Source organism: Agromyces agglutinans, from assembly GCF_009647605.1.
Classification (GTDB): Bacteria; Actinomycetota; Actinomycetes; order Actinomycetales; family Microbacteriaceae; genus Agromyces; species Agromyces agglutinans.
Genome location: NZ_WJIF01000003.1, coordinates 1 through 14,443 on the forward strand (window position 1 = coordinate 1; position 14,443 = coordinate 14,443).

Annotated in this window: 12 protein-coding genes and 1 pseudogene; 4 read left to right on the top strand and 9 right to left on the bottom strand. The window is 71.1% G+C overall.

What is annotated here, in order from left to right; genetic code table 11:
* Both GE115_RS18520 and GE115_RS06210 read right to left on the bottom strand, forming a co-directional pair.
* Positions 1 to 585: pseudogene (locus GE115_RS18520) on the bottom strand (hypothetical protein); the annotation flags it as partial.
* A gap of 53 nt (positions 586 to 638) precedes the next feature.
* Positions 639 to 1,223, bottom strand: coding sequence for a GNAT family N-acetyltransferase (locus GE115_RS06210; protein WP_246190616.1), 585 nt, complete (start codon positions 1,221 to 1,223; stop codon positions 639 to 641).
* A gap of 61 nt (positions 1,224 to 1,284) precedes the next feature.
* Between GE115_RS06210 and GE115_RS06215 the strand changes: the two genes are divergently transcribed.
* Positions 1,285 to 2,661, top strand: a complete 1,377-nt coding sequence (locus GE115_RS06215; protein WP_153683957.1) for an ATP-binding protein — start codon at positions 1,285 to 1,287, stop codon at positions 2,659 to 2,661.
* A gap of 95 nt (positions 2,662 to 2,756) precedes the next feature.
* Here the strand turns inward: GE115_RS06215 and aceB are convergent, their stop codons facing one another.
* The 3 genes from aceB to GE115_RS06230 form a co-directional block, all read right to left on the bottom strand.
* Positions 2,757 to 4,442 (bottom strand): malate synthase A, encoded by a 1,686-nt coding sequence (gene aceB / locus GE115_RS06220; protein ID WP_153683958.1) that lies wholly within the window; start codon positions 4,440 to 4,442, stop codon positions 2,757 to 2,759.
* A 47-nt stretch (positions 4,443 to 4,489) separates the two neighbouring features.
* Positions 4,490 to 5,836: an isocitrate lyase gene (gene aceA, locus GE115_RS06225; RefSeq protein ID WP_153683959.1), complete on the bottom strand. Its 1,347-nt coding sequence runs from the start codon at positions 5,834 to 5,836 to the stop codon at positions 4,490 to 4,492.
* 144 nt (positions 5,837 to 5,980) lie between these two features.
* Positions 5,981 to 7,060, bottom strand: coding sequence for a helix-turn-helix transcriptional regulator (locus GE115_RS06230; protein WP_153683960.1), 1,080 nt, complete (start codon positions 7,058 to 7,060; stop codon positions 5,981 to 5,983).
* A gap of 112 nt (positions 7,061 to 7,172) precedes the next feature.
* On the opposite strand from GE115_RS06230, the gene GE115_RS06235 reads away from it, so the two are divergent.
* Positions 7,173 to 7,613: a VOC family protein gene (locus GE115_RS06235; protein WP_153683961.1), complete on the top strand. Its 441-nt coding sequence runs from the start codon at positions 7,173 to 7,175 to the stop codon at positions 7,611 to 7,613.
* Positions 7,614 to 7,678: 65 nt separating this feature from the next.
* Here GE115_RS06235 and GE115_RS06240 read toward each other — a convergent pair whose 3' ends face one another.
* The 4 genes from GE115_RS06240 to GE115_RS06255 form a co-directional block, all read right to left on the bottom strand.
* Positions 7,679 to 8,170, bottom strand: a complete 492-nt coding sequence (locus GE115_RS06240) for a hypothetical protein (RefSeq protein WP_153683962.1) — start codon at positions 8,168 to 8,170, stop codon at positions 7,679 to 7,681.
* A gap of 83 nt (positions 8,171 to 8,253) precedes the next feature.
* Positions 8,254 to 9,561 (bottom strand): APC family permease, encoded by a 1,308-nt coding sequence (locus GE115_RS06245; RefSeq protein WP_153683963.1) that lies wholly within the window; start codon positions 9,559 to 9,561, stop codon positions 8,254 to 8,256.
* Between the two features lie 43 nt (positions 9,562 to 9,604).
* Positions 9,605 to 10,954 carry a M20/M25/M40 family metallo-hydrolase gene (locus GE115_RS06250; RefSeq protein ID WP_153683964.1) on the bottom strand — a complete coding sequence of 450 codons (1,350 nt, stop codon included), beginning with the start codon at positions 10,952 to 10,954 and terminating at the stop codon, positions 9,605 to 9,607.
* A gap of 31 nt (positions 10,955 to 10,985) precedes the next feature.
* On the bottom strand, positions 10,986 to 12,416 hold the full coding sequence (locus tag GE115_RS06255) for an anaerobic C4-dicarboxylate transporter family protein (RefSeq protein ID WP_153683965.1): 1,431 nt from the start codon (positions 12,414 to 12,416) through the stop codon (positions 10,986 to 10,988).
* Between the two features lie 184 nt (positions 12,417 to 12,600).
* Here GE115_RS06255 and GE115_RS06260 point away from each other — a divergent pair, with 184 nt between their 5' ends.
* Together GE115_RS06260 and GE115_RS06265 are read left to right on the top strand one after the other, a co-directional pair.
* Positions 12,601 to 12,966: a PadR family transcriptional regulator gene (locus GE115_RS06260; protein WP_153683966.1), complete on the top strand. Its 366-nt coding sequence runs from the start codon at positions 12,601 to 12,603 to the stop codon at positions 12,964 to 12,966.
* Between the two features lie 4 nt (positions 12,967 to 12,970).
* Positions 12,971 to 14,431, top strand: coding sequence for a permease prefix domain 1-containing protein (locus tag GE115_RS06265; protein ID WP_216648776.1), 1,461 nt, complete (start codon positions 12,971 to 12,973; stop codon positions 14,429 to 14,431).
* Positions 14,432 to 14,443 lie beyond the last annotated feature (12 nt).

Sequence of the window (14,443 nt, forward strand, 5' to 3'; positions counted from 1 at the left end):
CGGCGCGGGCGCGCTTGCCGCGGCCGGCGCGGGCGCGGGCGCGGGCGCAGGTACGGGCTCGGGTGCGGGCACCGCGACCGGCAGGTCGATCGGCCGGGTCGGGGGGTTGCTTCGAGGACGGGTCGATGCCGCGCGCGGCATCGCGATCGCGATCTGGCTGGTTCGCACGACCCCGCGCTGCATGGGCAGTCGCGGCGTGCCCGGTGCGACGGGGTCCCCGACGACCGCGAGTCGCAGCCCGCCGAAGCCGGCCGCCTCGCCGACGACCCAGGCGCCGCCGCCCGGGCCCGAGAATCGGGTGGAGGACGTCCCGTCGAGCACGACCTCGACCGAACCGCGCGCGCCGACGTGCACGACGCGCGCCGCGTCGTCGATCACCTCGACGATGCCGCAGTCGGCCGGTCCGCCCTCGAGGGCGAGCAGGTCCAGCACGTCGGCCAGTTCCGACGAGTCCTCCTGCAGGAGTGCGTACAGCTCGCCCGCGAACTCGGCGCCGGTCTCATGACCGAAGAGGGTGACGAAGCGGCCCGTGACGATCGCGAACCCGGGCTGCATTCCGTCGACGGCGGGGGCGTACTCGAACACCCGTCGACTCTAGCCGAGCCGATGCCGGAGGCGGTGCGACCGGCGATCGGCGCTCACAGCGCGCGCTCGTAGACGTAGTCGTCCTCCCAGCGCTCCCCCACGAGGAAGCGCTTGGTGCCGACTCGCTCGAAGCCGTGCTTGCCGTAGAAGCGCTGCGCGCGCAGGTTCTCCTGGTTGACCCCGAGCCAGATGCCGGCCGGTGCGCCGTCGGCGCGCGCCCGAGCAGCGTCGAGCGATGCGGCCATCAATGTCGACGACACCCCCGAACCGTGCACGCCGGGCAGCGCGTAGCACTTCGACAGCTCGACCGTCGGGCGCAGGCGGATCGCGGCCGCGACATCCGCGTCGTGCGGTTCGCCGAACACGAGCATCGTGTAGCCGACGAGCCGTGCGGCGCCGGCGCCGCGGGCCACGAGCACGAGTCGGGACGGGTCGGCGACGTACCCCTTGAACCGCTCGGCGGAGAGGTGCTCGGCGACGAACGCGTCCATGGCCGCGCGCGTGGTGTGCGGCGGGCACGCGAGCGGGAAGGTCTCGGCGGCGAGCACGGCTAGCGCCGCGGCATCCGTCTCGGTCGCCGGCCGCACCGGGACGGCGGTCGCCGTGCGCGCTTCGGGCCGGCTCATGGAATCGGGCATGCGACGGATTCTTCCAGACACGCACGTTCCCCTCGGCACCGGCGGATGCGAGGATCGGGACATGGTCATCCCTCGGGGTGTCGTCGCCCGCAGCGACGACGGCAGGTCGTTCACGGTCGCGGATGCCTCGGGCGTGCGGCTCGACGCCGGATCCCTCGTCGTGCTTGCCGATGAGGGTTCGCGTCAGCTCGCGATCGTCGAGGAGCGCACCGGCCTCACGCCGCCCACCCTGAGCGGGCGCCTCCTCGGCGAACTCGGCGACGACAGCCTCGACACCCACGCGAGTCATCCGTTCGAATCGGCGACGCTCGCCGGCGTCGATCACGGCACCATGGAGGTGCTGCATCGCACGACGGGCGCGCTGCTCGAGATCGGCGTGAACCTGACCGCGCCGCAGGGGCCCGCGCGCCTGCTGCCCACTCGTTTCAATCGACACACCTTCTGGTGCGGGCAGAGCGGATCCGGCAAGACCTACGCGCTCGGCGTCGTGCTCGAGCAGCTGATCGCGCACACGGCGCTGCCCGTGGTCGTGTTCGATCCGAACTCGGACTTCGTGCGCCTCGGCGAGCTCGCCCCGGGCGCGGAGGGCGCCACCGCCGACGCGCTCGCGGAACGGGACATCCGGGTGCTGCGGCCGAAGGACCCCGCGTCGCCGCTGCGCGCGAAGTTCCTCGATCTGCCCCTGCCGTCCAAGGCCGCGGTGCTGCGCCTCGACCCGGTGGCCGATCGCGACGAGTACAACACCCTCCTCCACTTCGACGAGGCGATCACGGGCTACCACGTGCTCGATGAGGTGCTGCCCGCCCTCAACGCGCTGAGCGACGACGGGCCCCACCCCCTCGCGGCGAGGATCGAGAACCTCGGCCTGCTCGAGTGGGAGGTCTGGGCAGGCGACGACCGTTCGGTCACCGACGTGGTCGCCGAGCGTCCCGATGCGACGGTGCTCGACCTCGGCGGCTTCTCGACGCCCGAGCAGCAGCTCGTCGTGGCACTCGCCCTGCTCGACGACCTCTGGGCCCGGCGCGAGGAGCGGCGCCCGGTGCTGCTCGTCATCGACGAGGCGCACAACCTGTGCTCACCGCTGCTCGACTCCCCCATCGCGGTGGCGGTGCGTGAACGGATCGTGCAGATCGCGGCAGAGGGCCGCAAGTTCGGGCTGTGGCTGCTGTTGTCGACCCAGCGACCGTCGAAGGTGCATCCCGGCATCATCAGCCAGTGCGACAACCTCGCGCTCATGAAGATGACCTCTCCGCTGGACCTGGCCGAGCTCGGCACCTGGTTCGGGTACGCCCCGCAGGCGCTGCTCGAGCGATCGCCGTGGTTCCGGCAGGGCGAGGCGCTGTTCGCCGGGGGCTTCGTGCCGACGGCATCGTTGGTCAAGGTGAATGCCCGCCTCACGCCCGAGGGCGGCAGCGACGTGCGCGTGCCGCTGCGCTGAGCAGCGCCCACCGTTCCCCCCTTCGCCTCGCCGATCGCGCGCCGAGGAGCGGATGCCCCGGGGCGGGGCATCCGCTCCACGCGTGCGCTGCGCGACTAGAGGAAGCGGGCGTAGGCGCCGACCGTGAGGAAGGTCGGGAACTCGGGCTCGAGCGCGACCGTACGGAACACCGAGATCGCGTCGTCGAACCGGTCGCCCTCGAATCGCGGCAGGCCGGCCACCGCGGCGGCCATGAGCCGCACGATCGACGTCTGGTCGATCCGCGTGCCCTCGGCCGTCACGGTGTTGTCGTGCAGCCACTGCCAGACCTGCGACCGGCTGATCTCGGCGGTCGCCGCGTCCTCCATGAGGTCGTCGAGCGCGGCCGCGCCGACGCCGCGCAGCCACGACTCGAGGTAGCGGATCGCGATCGCGATGTTGTCCTGGACGCCCTGCTCGGTGATCTCGCCGCCGGCCGACGGGATGTCCAGCAGCTGCGCGGCCGTCACCTCGACGTCCTCGCGGAGCCGATGCAACTGCTCGGGCCGGTCGCCCAGCACGCGGTCGAACTCGGCGCGAGCCGTCGGGATGAGGTCGGGGTGCGCGACCCACGTGCCGTCGAAGCCGTCGGTGGCCTCGCGGCGCTTGTCGGCGGCGACGGCGGCGAGCGCCCGCTCGGTGACCTCGGGGTCGCGACGGTTCGGGATGAACGCGCTCATGCCGCCGATGGCATACGCCCCGCGCTGGTGCGCGGTCGCGACCAGCAGTTCGGTGTAGGCCCGCATGAACGGCACCGTCATCGTGATCCGCTTGCGGTCGGGCAGCACCCAGCGGCGACCCCGCGAGCGGAACGTCTTCACGATCGAGAAGATGTAGTCCCACCGGCCGGCGTTCAGGCCCGCGCAGTGCTCGCGCAGCTCGTAGAGGATCTCGTCCATCTGGAACGCGGCCTGGATCGTCTCGATCAGCACCGTCGCCCGGATCGTGCCCTGCGGGATGCCGACGCGCTCCTGCGCGAACACGAAGATGTCGTTCCAGAGCTTCGCCTCGCGGTGCGACTCGAGCTTCGGCAGGTAGAAGTACGGACCGCGTCCGAGTTCGATGAGCCGCTTCGCGTTGTGGAAGAAGTACAGCCCGAAGTCGACGAGCGAGCCCGATGCCGGCAGGGCGCGCCCGGCCCGGTCGTGGAAGCGCAGGTGCTTCTCGGTGAGGTGCCAGCCGCGCGGGCGGAACACGATGGTCGGCGTCTCGCGGATGTCGCGGGACAGGCGGTACTCCTTGCCCTCGGGGCTCGTGTACTCGAGGCGTCCGCGCAGCGCGTCGAACAGGCTGAGCTGGCCCTCGACGACGTTGCGCCAGGTGGGGCTCGTGGCATCCTCCTGGTCGGCGAGCCACACCTTCGCATCGGAGTTCAGCGCGTTGATCGCCATCTTCCGGTCGGTCGGGCCGGTGATCTCCACCCTGCGGTCCTCGAGGCCGGGGCCGGCGCCCGCGACCCGCCACGTGCGATCGGCGCGGATGCGCTCGGTCTCGGGCAGGAACTTCGGGTCCCGTCCGTTGGCCGCGTCGACCCGGGTCTGCAGGCGAGCCGCGAGCAGGTCGTGGCGGGTGCCGGCGAACCGGTCGTGCAGTTCGGCGAGGAACGCGAGCGCCTCGGGCGTGAGGATCTCGTCGTAGCGTTCGCCGAGCGGCGCGATCACCTCGAGCCGGGGCTCGGCGTGGCGGAAGCCCCCCGTGGCGGGCTTGGGCTCGGGCAGCGCCTCGGACGCGGCATCCGTTCGTTCGATAGTGAGGGTGTTCATGGTCTTCTCCTTCGCTGCTTCGGCGGTCGCGCGGGCCGCCGGTCGCGTCAGTGCTGGAACTGGTCTTCCTCGGTCGATCCGACGAGGGCGAGCGTGGCGCTGGTGGGGTTCAGGGCCGTGGCGATGCGGTCGAAGTAGCCGGTGCCCACCTCGCGCTGGTGGCGCGTGGCGGTGTAGCCGGATGCCTCCGAGGCGAATTCCGCCTCCTGGAGTTCGACGTAGGCCGACATGTGGCGCTCGGAGTAGTCCTTCGCGAGCGTGAACATGCCGTGGTTCAGGGAGTGGAAGCCGGCGAGCGTTATGAACTGGAAGGCGTAGCCCATCGACGCGAGCTCGCGCTGGAACGTCGCGATCTGGTCGTCGTCGAGGTGGCGCTTCCAGTTGAAGGACGGCGAGCAGTTGTAGGCGAGGCGCTTGCCCGGGAACTTCGCGTGCACGGCCTCGGCGAAGCGGCGCGCGAGGTCGAGGTCGGGCTCGGCGGACTCGACCCAGAGCAGGTCGGCGTACTCGGCGTAGGCGAGGCCGCGGGCGATGACCGGTTCGATGCCGTTCTGCACCTCGTAGAAGCCCTCTGCGGTGCGCTCACCCGTCACGAACGGGCGGTCGCGCTCGTCGTGGTCGCTCGTCAGCAGGGTCGCGGCGAGCGCGTCGGTGCGGGCGATGATGATCGACGGCACGCCGGCGACGTCCGCCGCCAGCCGGGCCGCGTTGATCGTGCGGATGTGCTGGCTCGTCGGGATGAGCACCTTGCCGCCCATGTGGCCGCACTTCTTCTCGCTGGCGAGCTGGTCCTCCCAGTGCACGCCCGCCGCGCCGGCCTCGATCATCTGGTGCATGAGCTCGTACGCGTTGAGCGGTCCGCCGAAGCCGGCCTCGGCGTCGGCCACGATCGGGGCCATCCAGTCGCCGCCCTGCACCGATGCGGCGCCCGTCGCCGAGGCATCCGTCTCGATCTGGCCGGCGCGCAGCAGCGCATTGTTGATGCGCCGCACGACCGCGGGAACCGAGTTCGCGGGGTAGAGCGACTGGTCGGGGTAGGTCTGGCCGCTCAGGTTCGCGTCGGCAGCGACCTGCCAGCCCGAGAGGTAGATCGCCTTCAGGCCCGCGCGCACCTGCTGCACGGCCTGGTTGCCCGTGAGGGCGCCGAGCGCAGCCGACCACTGCGGGTCCTCCTGCGGCGCGAAGGCGGTGCCGGTGTTGCGCTGGATGTCCTCCCAGAGGCGCTCGGCGCCGCGCTTGGCGAGGGTGCGCTCCTCGCGGACCGGACCGCGCAGGGCGATGACGTCCTCGGCGGTGTAGTCGCGGCTGACACCCTCCCAACGCGGGTTCGCGTCCCATTCGAGCTGCAGCTCGGCTGCGGTCTGGGTCTGGTCGCCGGGGCGGATGGTGCTCATCGTCGTGCTCCTCGTGTCGTCGTGCCCGTGGTCGTTCGGGGCTTGCAGGACCAGCCTGCGGGCGCCGCGAGGGGTACGGACGACGATCGAGGGGGTGAACTTCGGGCGTTCTTCTGCGCGCCGGAAGTTCAGGGGCGCTCGGGGTCAGCCGGCGTCCGGAACGCCGTACCGGTCGGCGAGCGCGGCGCCGGCCGCGGCGAGGGCAGCGCGCAGCGAGGCGGGCTCGACGACCTCGGCGACGTCGGCCCAGGCGGCGAGGCGTCTCGCCAGGACGGCCTCGGTCGGTGCCGATGCGCGGAGCCGGATGCGGCGGTCGCCGGGTTCCCCCGCGTCATCGGCCGTGTCCGCGCCGTCACCGCGACCCGCGCTGCCCGCGGCGTCCGCACCGCCCACGTCGCCGGGCGCTGCACCCAGGAGCTCGGTGTCGCCGATCCAGCCGCGGACCTCGGCGACTGCTTCGGGCGCGACGAGCACCACGGCGCTCGCCCGATGCCGTGTGCGGTCGACGGCCAGGGCGACCTCGGCCCAGGCGTCGTCGAGGGAGAACCCGGCGGGAGCCTCGAAGGTCTCGTCGAGCACGTCGAGGTCGTCCATGCGGTCGAGCCGGTAGGTGCGCCACGCGTCGGCGCCCGCCTCGTGCGGGGTCGCGAGCAGGTACCACGTCCCGGTGTGATCGACGAGGCCGAGCGGGTGGACGACGCGCTCGCGCGGCTCCCGGCCCCACGCGGTGTACCGGAATCGCACGACGCGGCGGTCGACCACCGCGCGCTGCAGGCGCCCGGCGGCCGTTCGCACCGTCTCGGTGCGGGCGATCGCTCCCCCGGACGCATCCGCGGCCGTGTCCCACCCGCCGGCCCGGACGATGACGGCCTCCGCCGCGGCTTCCGCGTCGGCGCGGAACGTGGCGGGCAGCGCGCGGAGGATCTTCCGCAACGCCGACTTGGCGTCGTCGGAATCGCCTGCCCGCGGGCCCAGCAGCAGGAACAGCGCACGCGCCTCCGCGGCGGTGAATCCGCTGAGATCGGTGCGCCCCCCGCCGAGCAGCGACCACCCGCCGCCACGACCGGGCTGCGGATAGACCGGCACCCCGGCCGACGAGAGCGCCTCGAGGTCGCGACGCGCGGTCGCGACCGAGATCTCGAGCTCGTCGGCGAGCTGGGCGGCGGTCACCCGGCCGCGGGCCTGCATGAGCAGGAGGGTGGCGACGAGACGGTCTGCGCGCATCTTCCGATTCTCCTCGGAAAAGTGGTCAGAAGGTGAGCACTTCTGCGTTCGACCATGGATGTATCGAGCGGCACCGGTCGCTCGGCACACCGGAAGCCACGAGGAGACACCCATGCTGCGAGGCATCGCCACCGTCAACGTCTACGTCGAGGACCCGGCCGCCACGGCCGCCTGGTACGCGCAGGTGCTCGGGTTCGACCCGTACTTCCATCGCGAAGGCCCCGACGGGCGCACCGCGTACGTCGAGTTCCGCGTGGGCGACCTGGAACAGGAACTCGGCTTCATCGACCGCCGCTACGCGCCCGCAGGACTCTCGGCACCCGGCGAGGGCGAGGTCGCCGCCGGCCCGCTCATCCACTGGCACGTCGACGACCTGGAGGGCACGCTCGCCCGCCTCGTCGAACTCGGCGCGACGCCCCTGCTGCCGATCACCGAGCACGGGCCGGGCTTCATCACCGCATCGGTCGTCGACCCGTTCGGCACGACGCTCGGCATCATGACGAACGTGCACTACCTCGAGCAGGTCGGCGAGCGCAGCGCGGTCGGCGACTGAACCGCGTCGCCGGCACGCAGAAGGGGCGTGCGCCGAAGCGCACGCCCCCTTCGGGAACGGATGTCTCAGGCGCTGCAGATGGTGCCGAGCTCGGTGATGCTCGTCTGCAGGCCGGCGACCTGGTCGCCCATGGCCGAGAGGTCGGCGTTCGCCGGGTCGACCACGACGCCGCCGAGGTAGACGACGTACGCCTCGAGCGAGCCGGCAACGCCGTCGGCGGCCGCCTTCACCTCGGGGTTCTCGACCGCGGCGGCCGCCTCGGTCACGCTGGCCGACGCGCCCTTCAGCGCCTCGAGTGCGGCGGCCGGGTCGCTCGTGTCGACCGAGCTGAGCTGGGCGACCTCGGCGAGGCTCGTCTGGATGCCCTCGCAGGCCTCCTGCACGGTCTGGCCGCCGGCCGACGACGACTCCGAGGCGTCGGGCGTCTCGCTCGGCTTCGCCTCGGTCGTCGTCGAGCTGGTCTTGTCGGCCTGCGCGTCGCCGCCGGCCGTGCAGCCGCCGAGCAGCAGGGCCAGCGCGGCCAGCGAGGCGGCGGCGATCTGTCGAGTGGCAGTCATGTGGTGTTTCCCCTTCGGTTCGCGGGCCGAACCGACCCCCGGGACATCCAATCAGGAGACGGGTCACGCCCCAAATGGGCAGGTCAGGGGTCGACGCTCATCGGGCTGGAGCCGCGTCGCCGGGACGCCGCCTTCCAGCTGAAGTCGACGATGACGGCGAGCACGAGGATGCCCGCGAGAGCGAGGGCAGTGGCCGGCTCTTCGAGCAGGGTCGTCGTGCAGAAGACGACGAACGTCCCCAGTGTCGCAACCAGACCCACGACGAGCACGATCGCGTTGGCGCCCGTCACTCGGAAGAGCCGGAGATGCGCCACGGAGACCGCGGAGAAGACGAGGAGTGCGACCGCGCTGCCGATCGACGCGATGTTGTTCAGATCGAATCCGAGCACGAACACGGCGGCCAGCACCGCCATGACGATCAGGCCGACCGGGAACGGTCCGACCGCGCGGCCGAAGACGGGCGGGAACTGGCCGACGGATGCCAGGTGGCGGGACATCCCGATCGACGGGTACAGGCCGGCGTTGACCGCGCCGGTGGTCGAGAACAGCGCGGTGATCACCATCAGCACGTATCCGGCCTCGCCGAGCGTCGGTTTGGCCGCCTCGGCGAGGGCGGTCGTGCCGTATTCCACGACCTGATCTGCGGTGAGCGTCCCGAACACCCCGAGTGACACGGCGACGTAGATCGTGGTCGCCACGGCGAGCGCGAGGTAGATCGCGATCGGCAGTTCGCGGGCCGGATGCGCGAGATCCTTCGCGGTGAACGTGATGACGCCGAACCCGAGGAAGGCGAAGAAGGTCAGGGCGACGCTCGCGATCACGTCCGGGACCGGGGGATAGCCGGACGGTGCGAGCAGCGCCGGATCGAGGGCCGCGATCGTGACCACCGCGAAGACGACCAGGATCGCCAGCACGATGATCACGATGACCGACTGCACGCGGGCCACGGCGTTCGCCCCGACCGTGTTCAGGGCCGACATCACCGCGATCAAGGCGATCGCCAGGACCTTCGCCCACGTGGCGTCCCCTCCTGCGACGACGGCGCTGGCGTAGCCGCCGAACGATGTGGCGATCATCGCGACGACGATGGAGCCGGCGACGAAGAAGAGCCACGACCCGATGCCGGCCACGTGCCCCTCGCCGAACCCGCGTGAGAGGAAGGTCAGGATGCCGCCGCCCGACGGATACGTCGCACCGAGCTTCGCGAACGAGTAGCCCTGCAGCGCGGCGATGGCCCCGGCGATCAGGAACGACACCCACACCGCCGAACCGGCGACCGCGCCCGCGGCGCCGAGGAGCGCGAAGATGCCGGCGCCGACCATCGAGCCGACGCCGATGAACGTCGCCTGCATGACGGTCATGCGCTGAGCGGGGGCCGGCTCACCGCTCATCAGCTGATGCCTCGGTTCCCGGCAGCATGCCGGCCCGGTTCGGTCACCGCGCTGCGAGCCCGCGGATGAACAGTGTCTGCGCGGCGATCATGCGTTCGATCTCGCTCGGATCCACCGACTCGTCGGAGGCATGGATGCGCGCCTGCGCCGTGTCCTCGACACCCCAGAGGATGATCGCCGCGTCCGGCGAGACCTTCTGGAGCGACGCCACGAGCGGGATCGACGCGCCGCTGCCGATCGACTCGACCTCGGCCGCATACGCCTCGCGAAGGGCGTCCACCGCGGCGACGACCGCTGGATGCGACTCGTCGACCCGGAACGGCTGCCCCGTCTTCACCCTCGCGACCTCGACCTCGCAGTTCCATGGACGCTGCGACCGGAGGTGCGACATCAGGGCTTCGAGCTGCTCCTCGGCGTCGACGCCGGGCACGATGCGCATCGAGAGCTTGGCGGTCACCTGGGGCAGGAGCACGTTGGAGGCCTCCGCGGTGTTCGGCAGGTCCATGCCGAGCACCGTCACCGAGGGCTTCGCCCAGATCCGATCCGACAACGAGCCGGTGCCGAGGTAGTCCACGCCGGGCAGGATGGCGGATCCGCCTCGATAGACGTCCTCGTCCATCGCCGCGCCGTCCCATGTCCCGACGGGCACGCCGGGGATGACCGTATCGCCGTGCTCGTCGTGGAGGGAGTCGAGGATGCGGATCATCGCGGTCATCGCGTCGGGCGCCGCGCCGCCGAACTGCCCCGAATGGACGGGACTGGCGAGCGTTCGCACGGTGATCGTGCACGCGACATCGCCTCGCAACGCCGTCGTCAGGCCGGGGCTGCCGACCTGCTGCGGGCCGATGTCGCCGATCACGTAGGCGTCGGCCGCGAATCGCTCGGGGTTCGCCTCGACGAACGCCTCGAGATGCGAGATCGTCTCCTCCTCGCCCTCGACCAGCAGCTTCACCCGGCACGGCCGGTCGGGACCCAGCAACTTGAGCGTGCCGTAGTGGATCACGAGGCCCGACTTGTCGTCGGCCGCCCCTCGACCGTAGATGCGGCCGTCCTCCTTCGTGACCGGTTCGAAGGGCGCCGTCGTCCAGCCCTGGCTTTCCGGCGCCGGCTGCACGTCGTAGTGCGCGTAGAGCAGCACGGTCGGGGACCCCTCTGGCCCGGGCAGGTCGGCGTACACGCACGGATAGCCGTCGGGCACATCGAGGAGTTCCACGCCCGTGGCGCCGGCGGCCTCGAACAGCTCCACGACCGCGCGACCCATGCGATGCACGGGCTCGGGGTCGAACCCCGGGAACGCCACCGAGGGGATGCGCACCAGCGCCTCGAGTCGCTCGATCACGTCGGGCATCAGCGCAGCGGCATCGCTGCGGATCGTGGACGCGGCATCGAACATGGTTCCTCCTTCGTCGGGCGTCGACTCCCGCTCAGACGGGGATGACGAGCTGGATGAGCAGCCCCGCGAGCACGACGGCGACCCACGAGACGAGCATCGGAATGGTGAACGAGTGCCAGACCGGCACCTGGGTCAGCTTCGTCGAGCCGGTCAGATCGGTCTCGACCGCCGCGATCTGCGATCCGTTCGCCGGGAAGAGCCAGACGCCGATCAGCGACGGCCACATCGCGGTGATGATGCCCGGTGCCAGTCCCGCGGCGAGCGCGATCGGAATCATCGTGTTCGTCGTCGCCGACTGACTGGTCGTGAGACCGCACACGAGGAAGAGGGCGACCGCGAGCAGCAGCGGATTCGCCTCGATCATCGCGCCGAGCGGCTCGATGATGGTCTCCTCGTTCGCCGCGATGAACGTGTCGGCCATCCAGGCGATGCCGAACAGGGCGACGGCGGCGACGAAACCGGCCTTCAGCAAGGGCTGTTCGACGACCACCGCGGGCTTCACCCTGCGAACCAGGATGATCACGAGTGCCACGGTGAACATGATCATCTCGATGATCGTCGACATGCCGATCGGGACGACTTCGCCTTCCTCATCGGGGAACGCGGGACGCAGCCCTGGGAAGAGGCCGAGCACGACGATCAGCAGCGTGCCCGCGACGAAGATCCAGGCCGACACGGCACCGCCGGGCGGAACGGGGTGCTCGATCCGGGTCGGCGCCGCGTTGCCCGCGCCCGTCGCGACCCCACCACCGCCGACGGGAGCGCCTGGGGCCGGTGCGCCGACCTTCTCGGCGTACCGGGCTCGGAGCGCTGCCGGCACCTGCACCGTTCCCGCCTCCACGCGCTTGAGGAACTCGGGGTCGTCGACGAGCTCCTTGCCGACGCGCTGCTGCACGAGGCTCGTCACGAGGCACGCGACGATCGCGGCCGGGATCGTGATCGCCAGGATCTGCGGCAACCCGAAGCCGGTGCCGTCCATCAGCACGAGATAGGCGGCCATCGCGGCGGAGACCGGGCTGGCCGTGATGCCGAGGCCCGACGTCACGGTGGAGGAGGCGAGGGCGCGCTCTGGTCGCTGGCCGTTGCGATACGCCGTCTCGTAGATCACCGGAATCAGTGCGAAGAAGATGTTCGACGTACCCGAGAGCACGGTGAAGACGAACGCCACGAGCGGCGCCACGTAGGTCAGCCGCTTCGGATTGGCCTGGATGATCTTCGACGCGATCGCGACGAGGTAGTCGATGCCCCCCGCCGCCTGCATCGCCGAGGACGCCGTGATCACGGCGATGATGATGAAGAACGCGTCGACAGGCACCGAACCGGGTGGAAGCTGGAACACGAAGACGAGGATCGCCGTGCCGAGGACCCCCCAGAGGCCGAGGCCGAGCCCCCCGGTGCGGACGCCCATGACGATCGCGCCGATGACCACGCAGGCTTGCAGGATGACGAGCAGGATATCCATCTTCGGACGACCCCTCTGGACGGGTGCACACTCCCCCGATGCACCGCTGGCTGCAGCGTACCGCCGTGCGGCTGCGCACGTCCATCCTCTATTTCAGATGGCTTGCAGTTCTCGATATCTTGTAGTTCTATATACCTTGCAGTGCTAGGTATGACCAGAGCTCCTCACCTTCGATGGAGGCATCATGCGCATCGGCAAAGACCTCGTCGCGGCCGCCGCGACCCCGGTCGTCCTCGGCATCCTCGCCGACGGCGAGTCCTACGGGTACGCGATCCTGCAGCGCATCGCCGACCTCTCGGGCGGCGAGCTGCAGTGGAGCGACGGCATGCTCTACCCGCTCCTGCACCGACTCGAGCGGCTCGGGCAGGTCGAGTCCGAGTGGCGCCAGTCCGACGCCGGGCGCCCGCGCAAGCACTACCGCCTGAGCGCCGCGGGCGCAGCGGCACTCGCCGAACAGCGCCGGCAGTGGACCGTCGTGGGCGACGTGCTCGGCAAGGTCTGGCCGCACGACGGCGGCCCCCGCGCGAACCTCGCCCTCGGGATGGCCTGACGCGATGGCGACCGAGCAACCCGGCGCCGAGGCATCCGGCACCGACGTCACCGGCACCCACGCGAACGGCATCGACACGACCGGCATCGACGCCCTCGTCGCGTCGTGGCGCACCTGGATCGAGCAGCGCGACGCGATCGCGCCGGCCGACGTCGACGAGCTCGAGGGCCACCTCCGCGACCAGGTCGACGACCTGCTCGGCCGCGGCCTCTCCGACGACGAGGCATTCCTCGTCGCGGTCAAGCGCCTCGGCCGCGTCGACGACCTCGCCCGTGAATACGCCCGCGAGCACTCCGAGCGGCTGTGGAAGCAACTGGTGCTCGGCGACGGCTCCCCCAGCGGCGCCGCGGTCGGCAGCGGCGCGGGAACGGGTCGCCGCCGCGCCGCAGGACTCGCGGTCGCGCTGGGGCTCGGCGTGGCCGCCGGTCTCGCCGTCAAGCTGCCCGAGCTCTTCGGCGTCGATGCGCCCCGCGACCTCTCCTTCTACCTGCGCAACGCGGCCCTGCTCGTGCTGCCGTTCCTCGCCGCGTACTTCGCGTGGCGCCGGCGCCTCGACGCGGTGCCGATCGCGGTGGTCGCCGGCGGCTTCGCGGTGTTCGCGATCGCCCTGAACGCGTACCCGTTCGACCCCGACGTCTCGAGCCTCGCGGCGACCGAGCTGCTGGCGGCGATCCACTCGATCGTCGCGCTGTGGCTGATCGTCGGCGTCGCGTACACGGGCGGCGACTGGCGGCGCGACGCATCGCGTATGGACTTCGTCAGGTTCAGCGGCGAGTGGTTCGTCTACTACCTGCTGCTCGCCCTCGGCGGCGGGGCGCTCTCGGCGCTGACCATCGGGGTGTTCGCGTCGATCGGCGTCGATGTCTCCTGGTTCGTGTTCGAGTGGGTGCTGCCCTGCGGCGCCGCCGGTGCGGTGCTCGTCGCCGCCTGGCTCGTCGAGGCGAAGCAGCGGGTCATCGAGAACATCGCGCCGGTGCTCACCAAGGTGTTCACACCGCTGATGACGGCGATGATGCTCGCGCTCATCGTCGCGGCCCTCGTGCAGTGGAACCTCGTCGACGTCAGCCGCGACCTCCTGATCGCGTTCGATGTCGTGCTCGTCGTGGTCGTGGCCCTGCTCGTGTACTCCATCTCGGCGCGCGACCCGCTGCAGGCGCCCGGCTGGTTCGACCGGTTGCAGGTGCTCATGCTCGCCAGTGCGCTCGTCGTCGACGTGATCGTGCTCATCGCGATGCTCGGCCGCACCGGCGAATTCGGCTTCAGCCCGAACAAGACCGCCTCGCTGGGGCTCAACCTGATCCTCGCGGCGAACCTCGTCTGGGCCCTGCGCCTGCAGGTCGGTTTCGTGCGCGGCCGACTGCCGTTCGCCGCGGTCGAGCGCTGGCAGACCGCGTACCTGCCGGTGTACCTCGCCTGGGCGGCGTTCGTGGCGCTCGCGTTCCCGCCGTTGTTCGGCTTCGCCTGAGCTCAGCTCGCG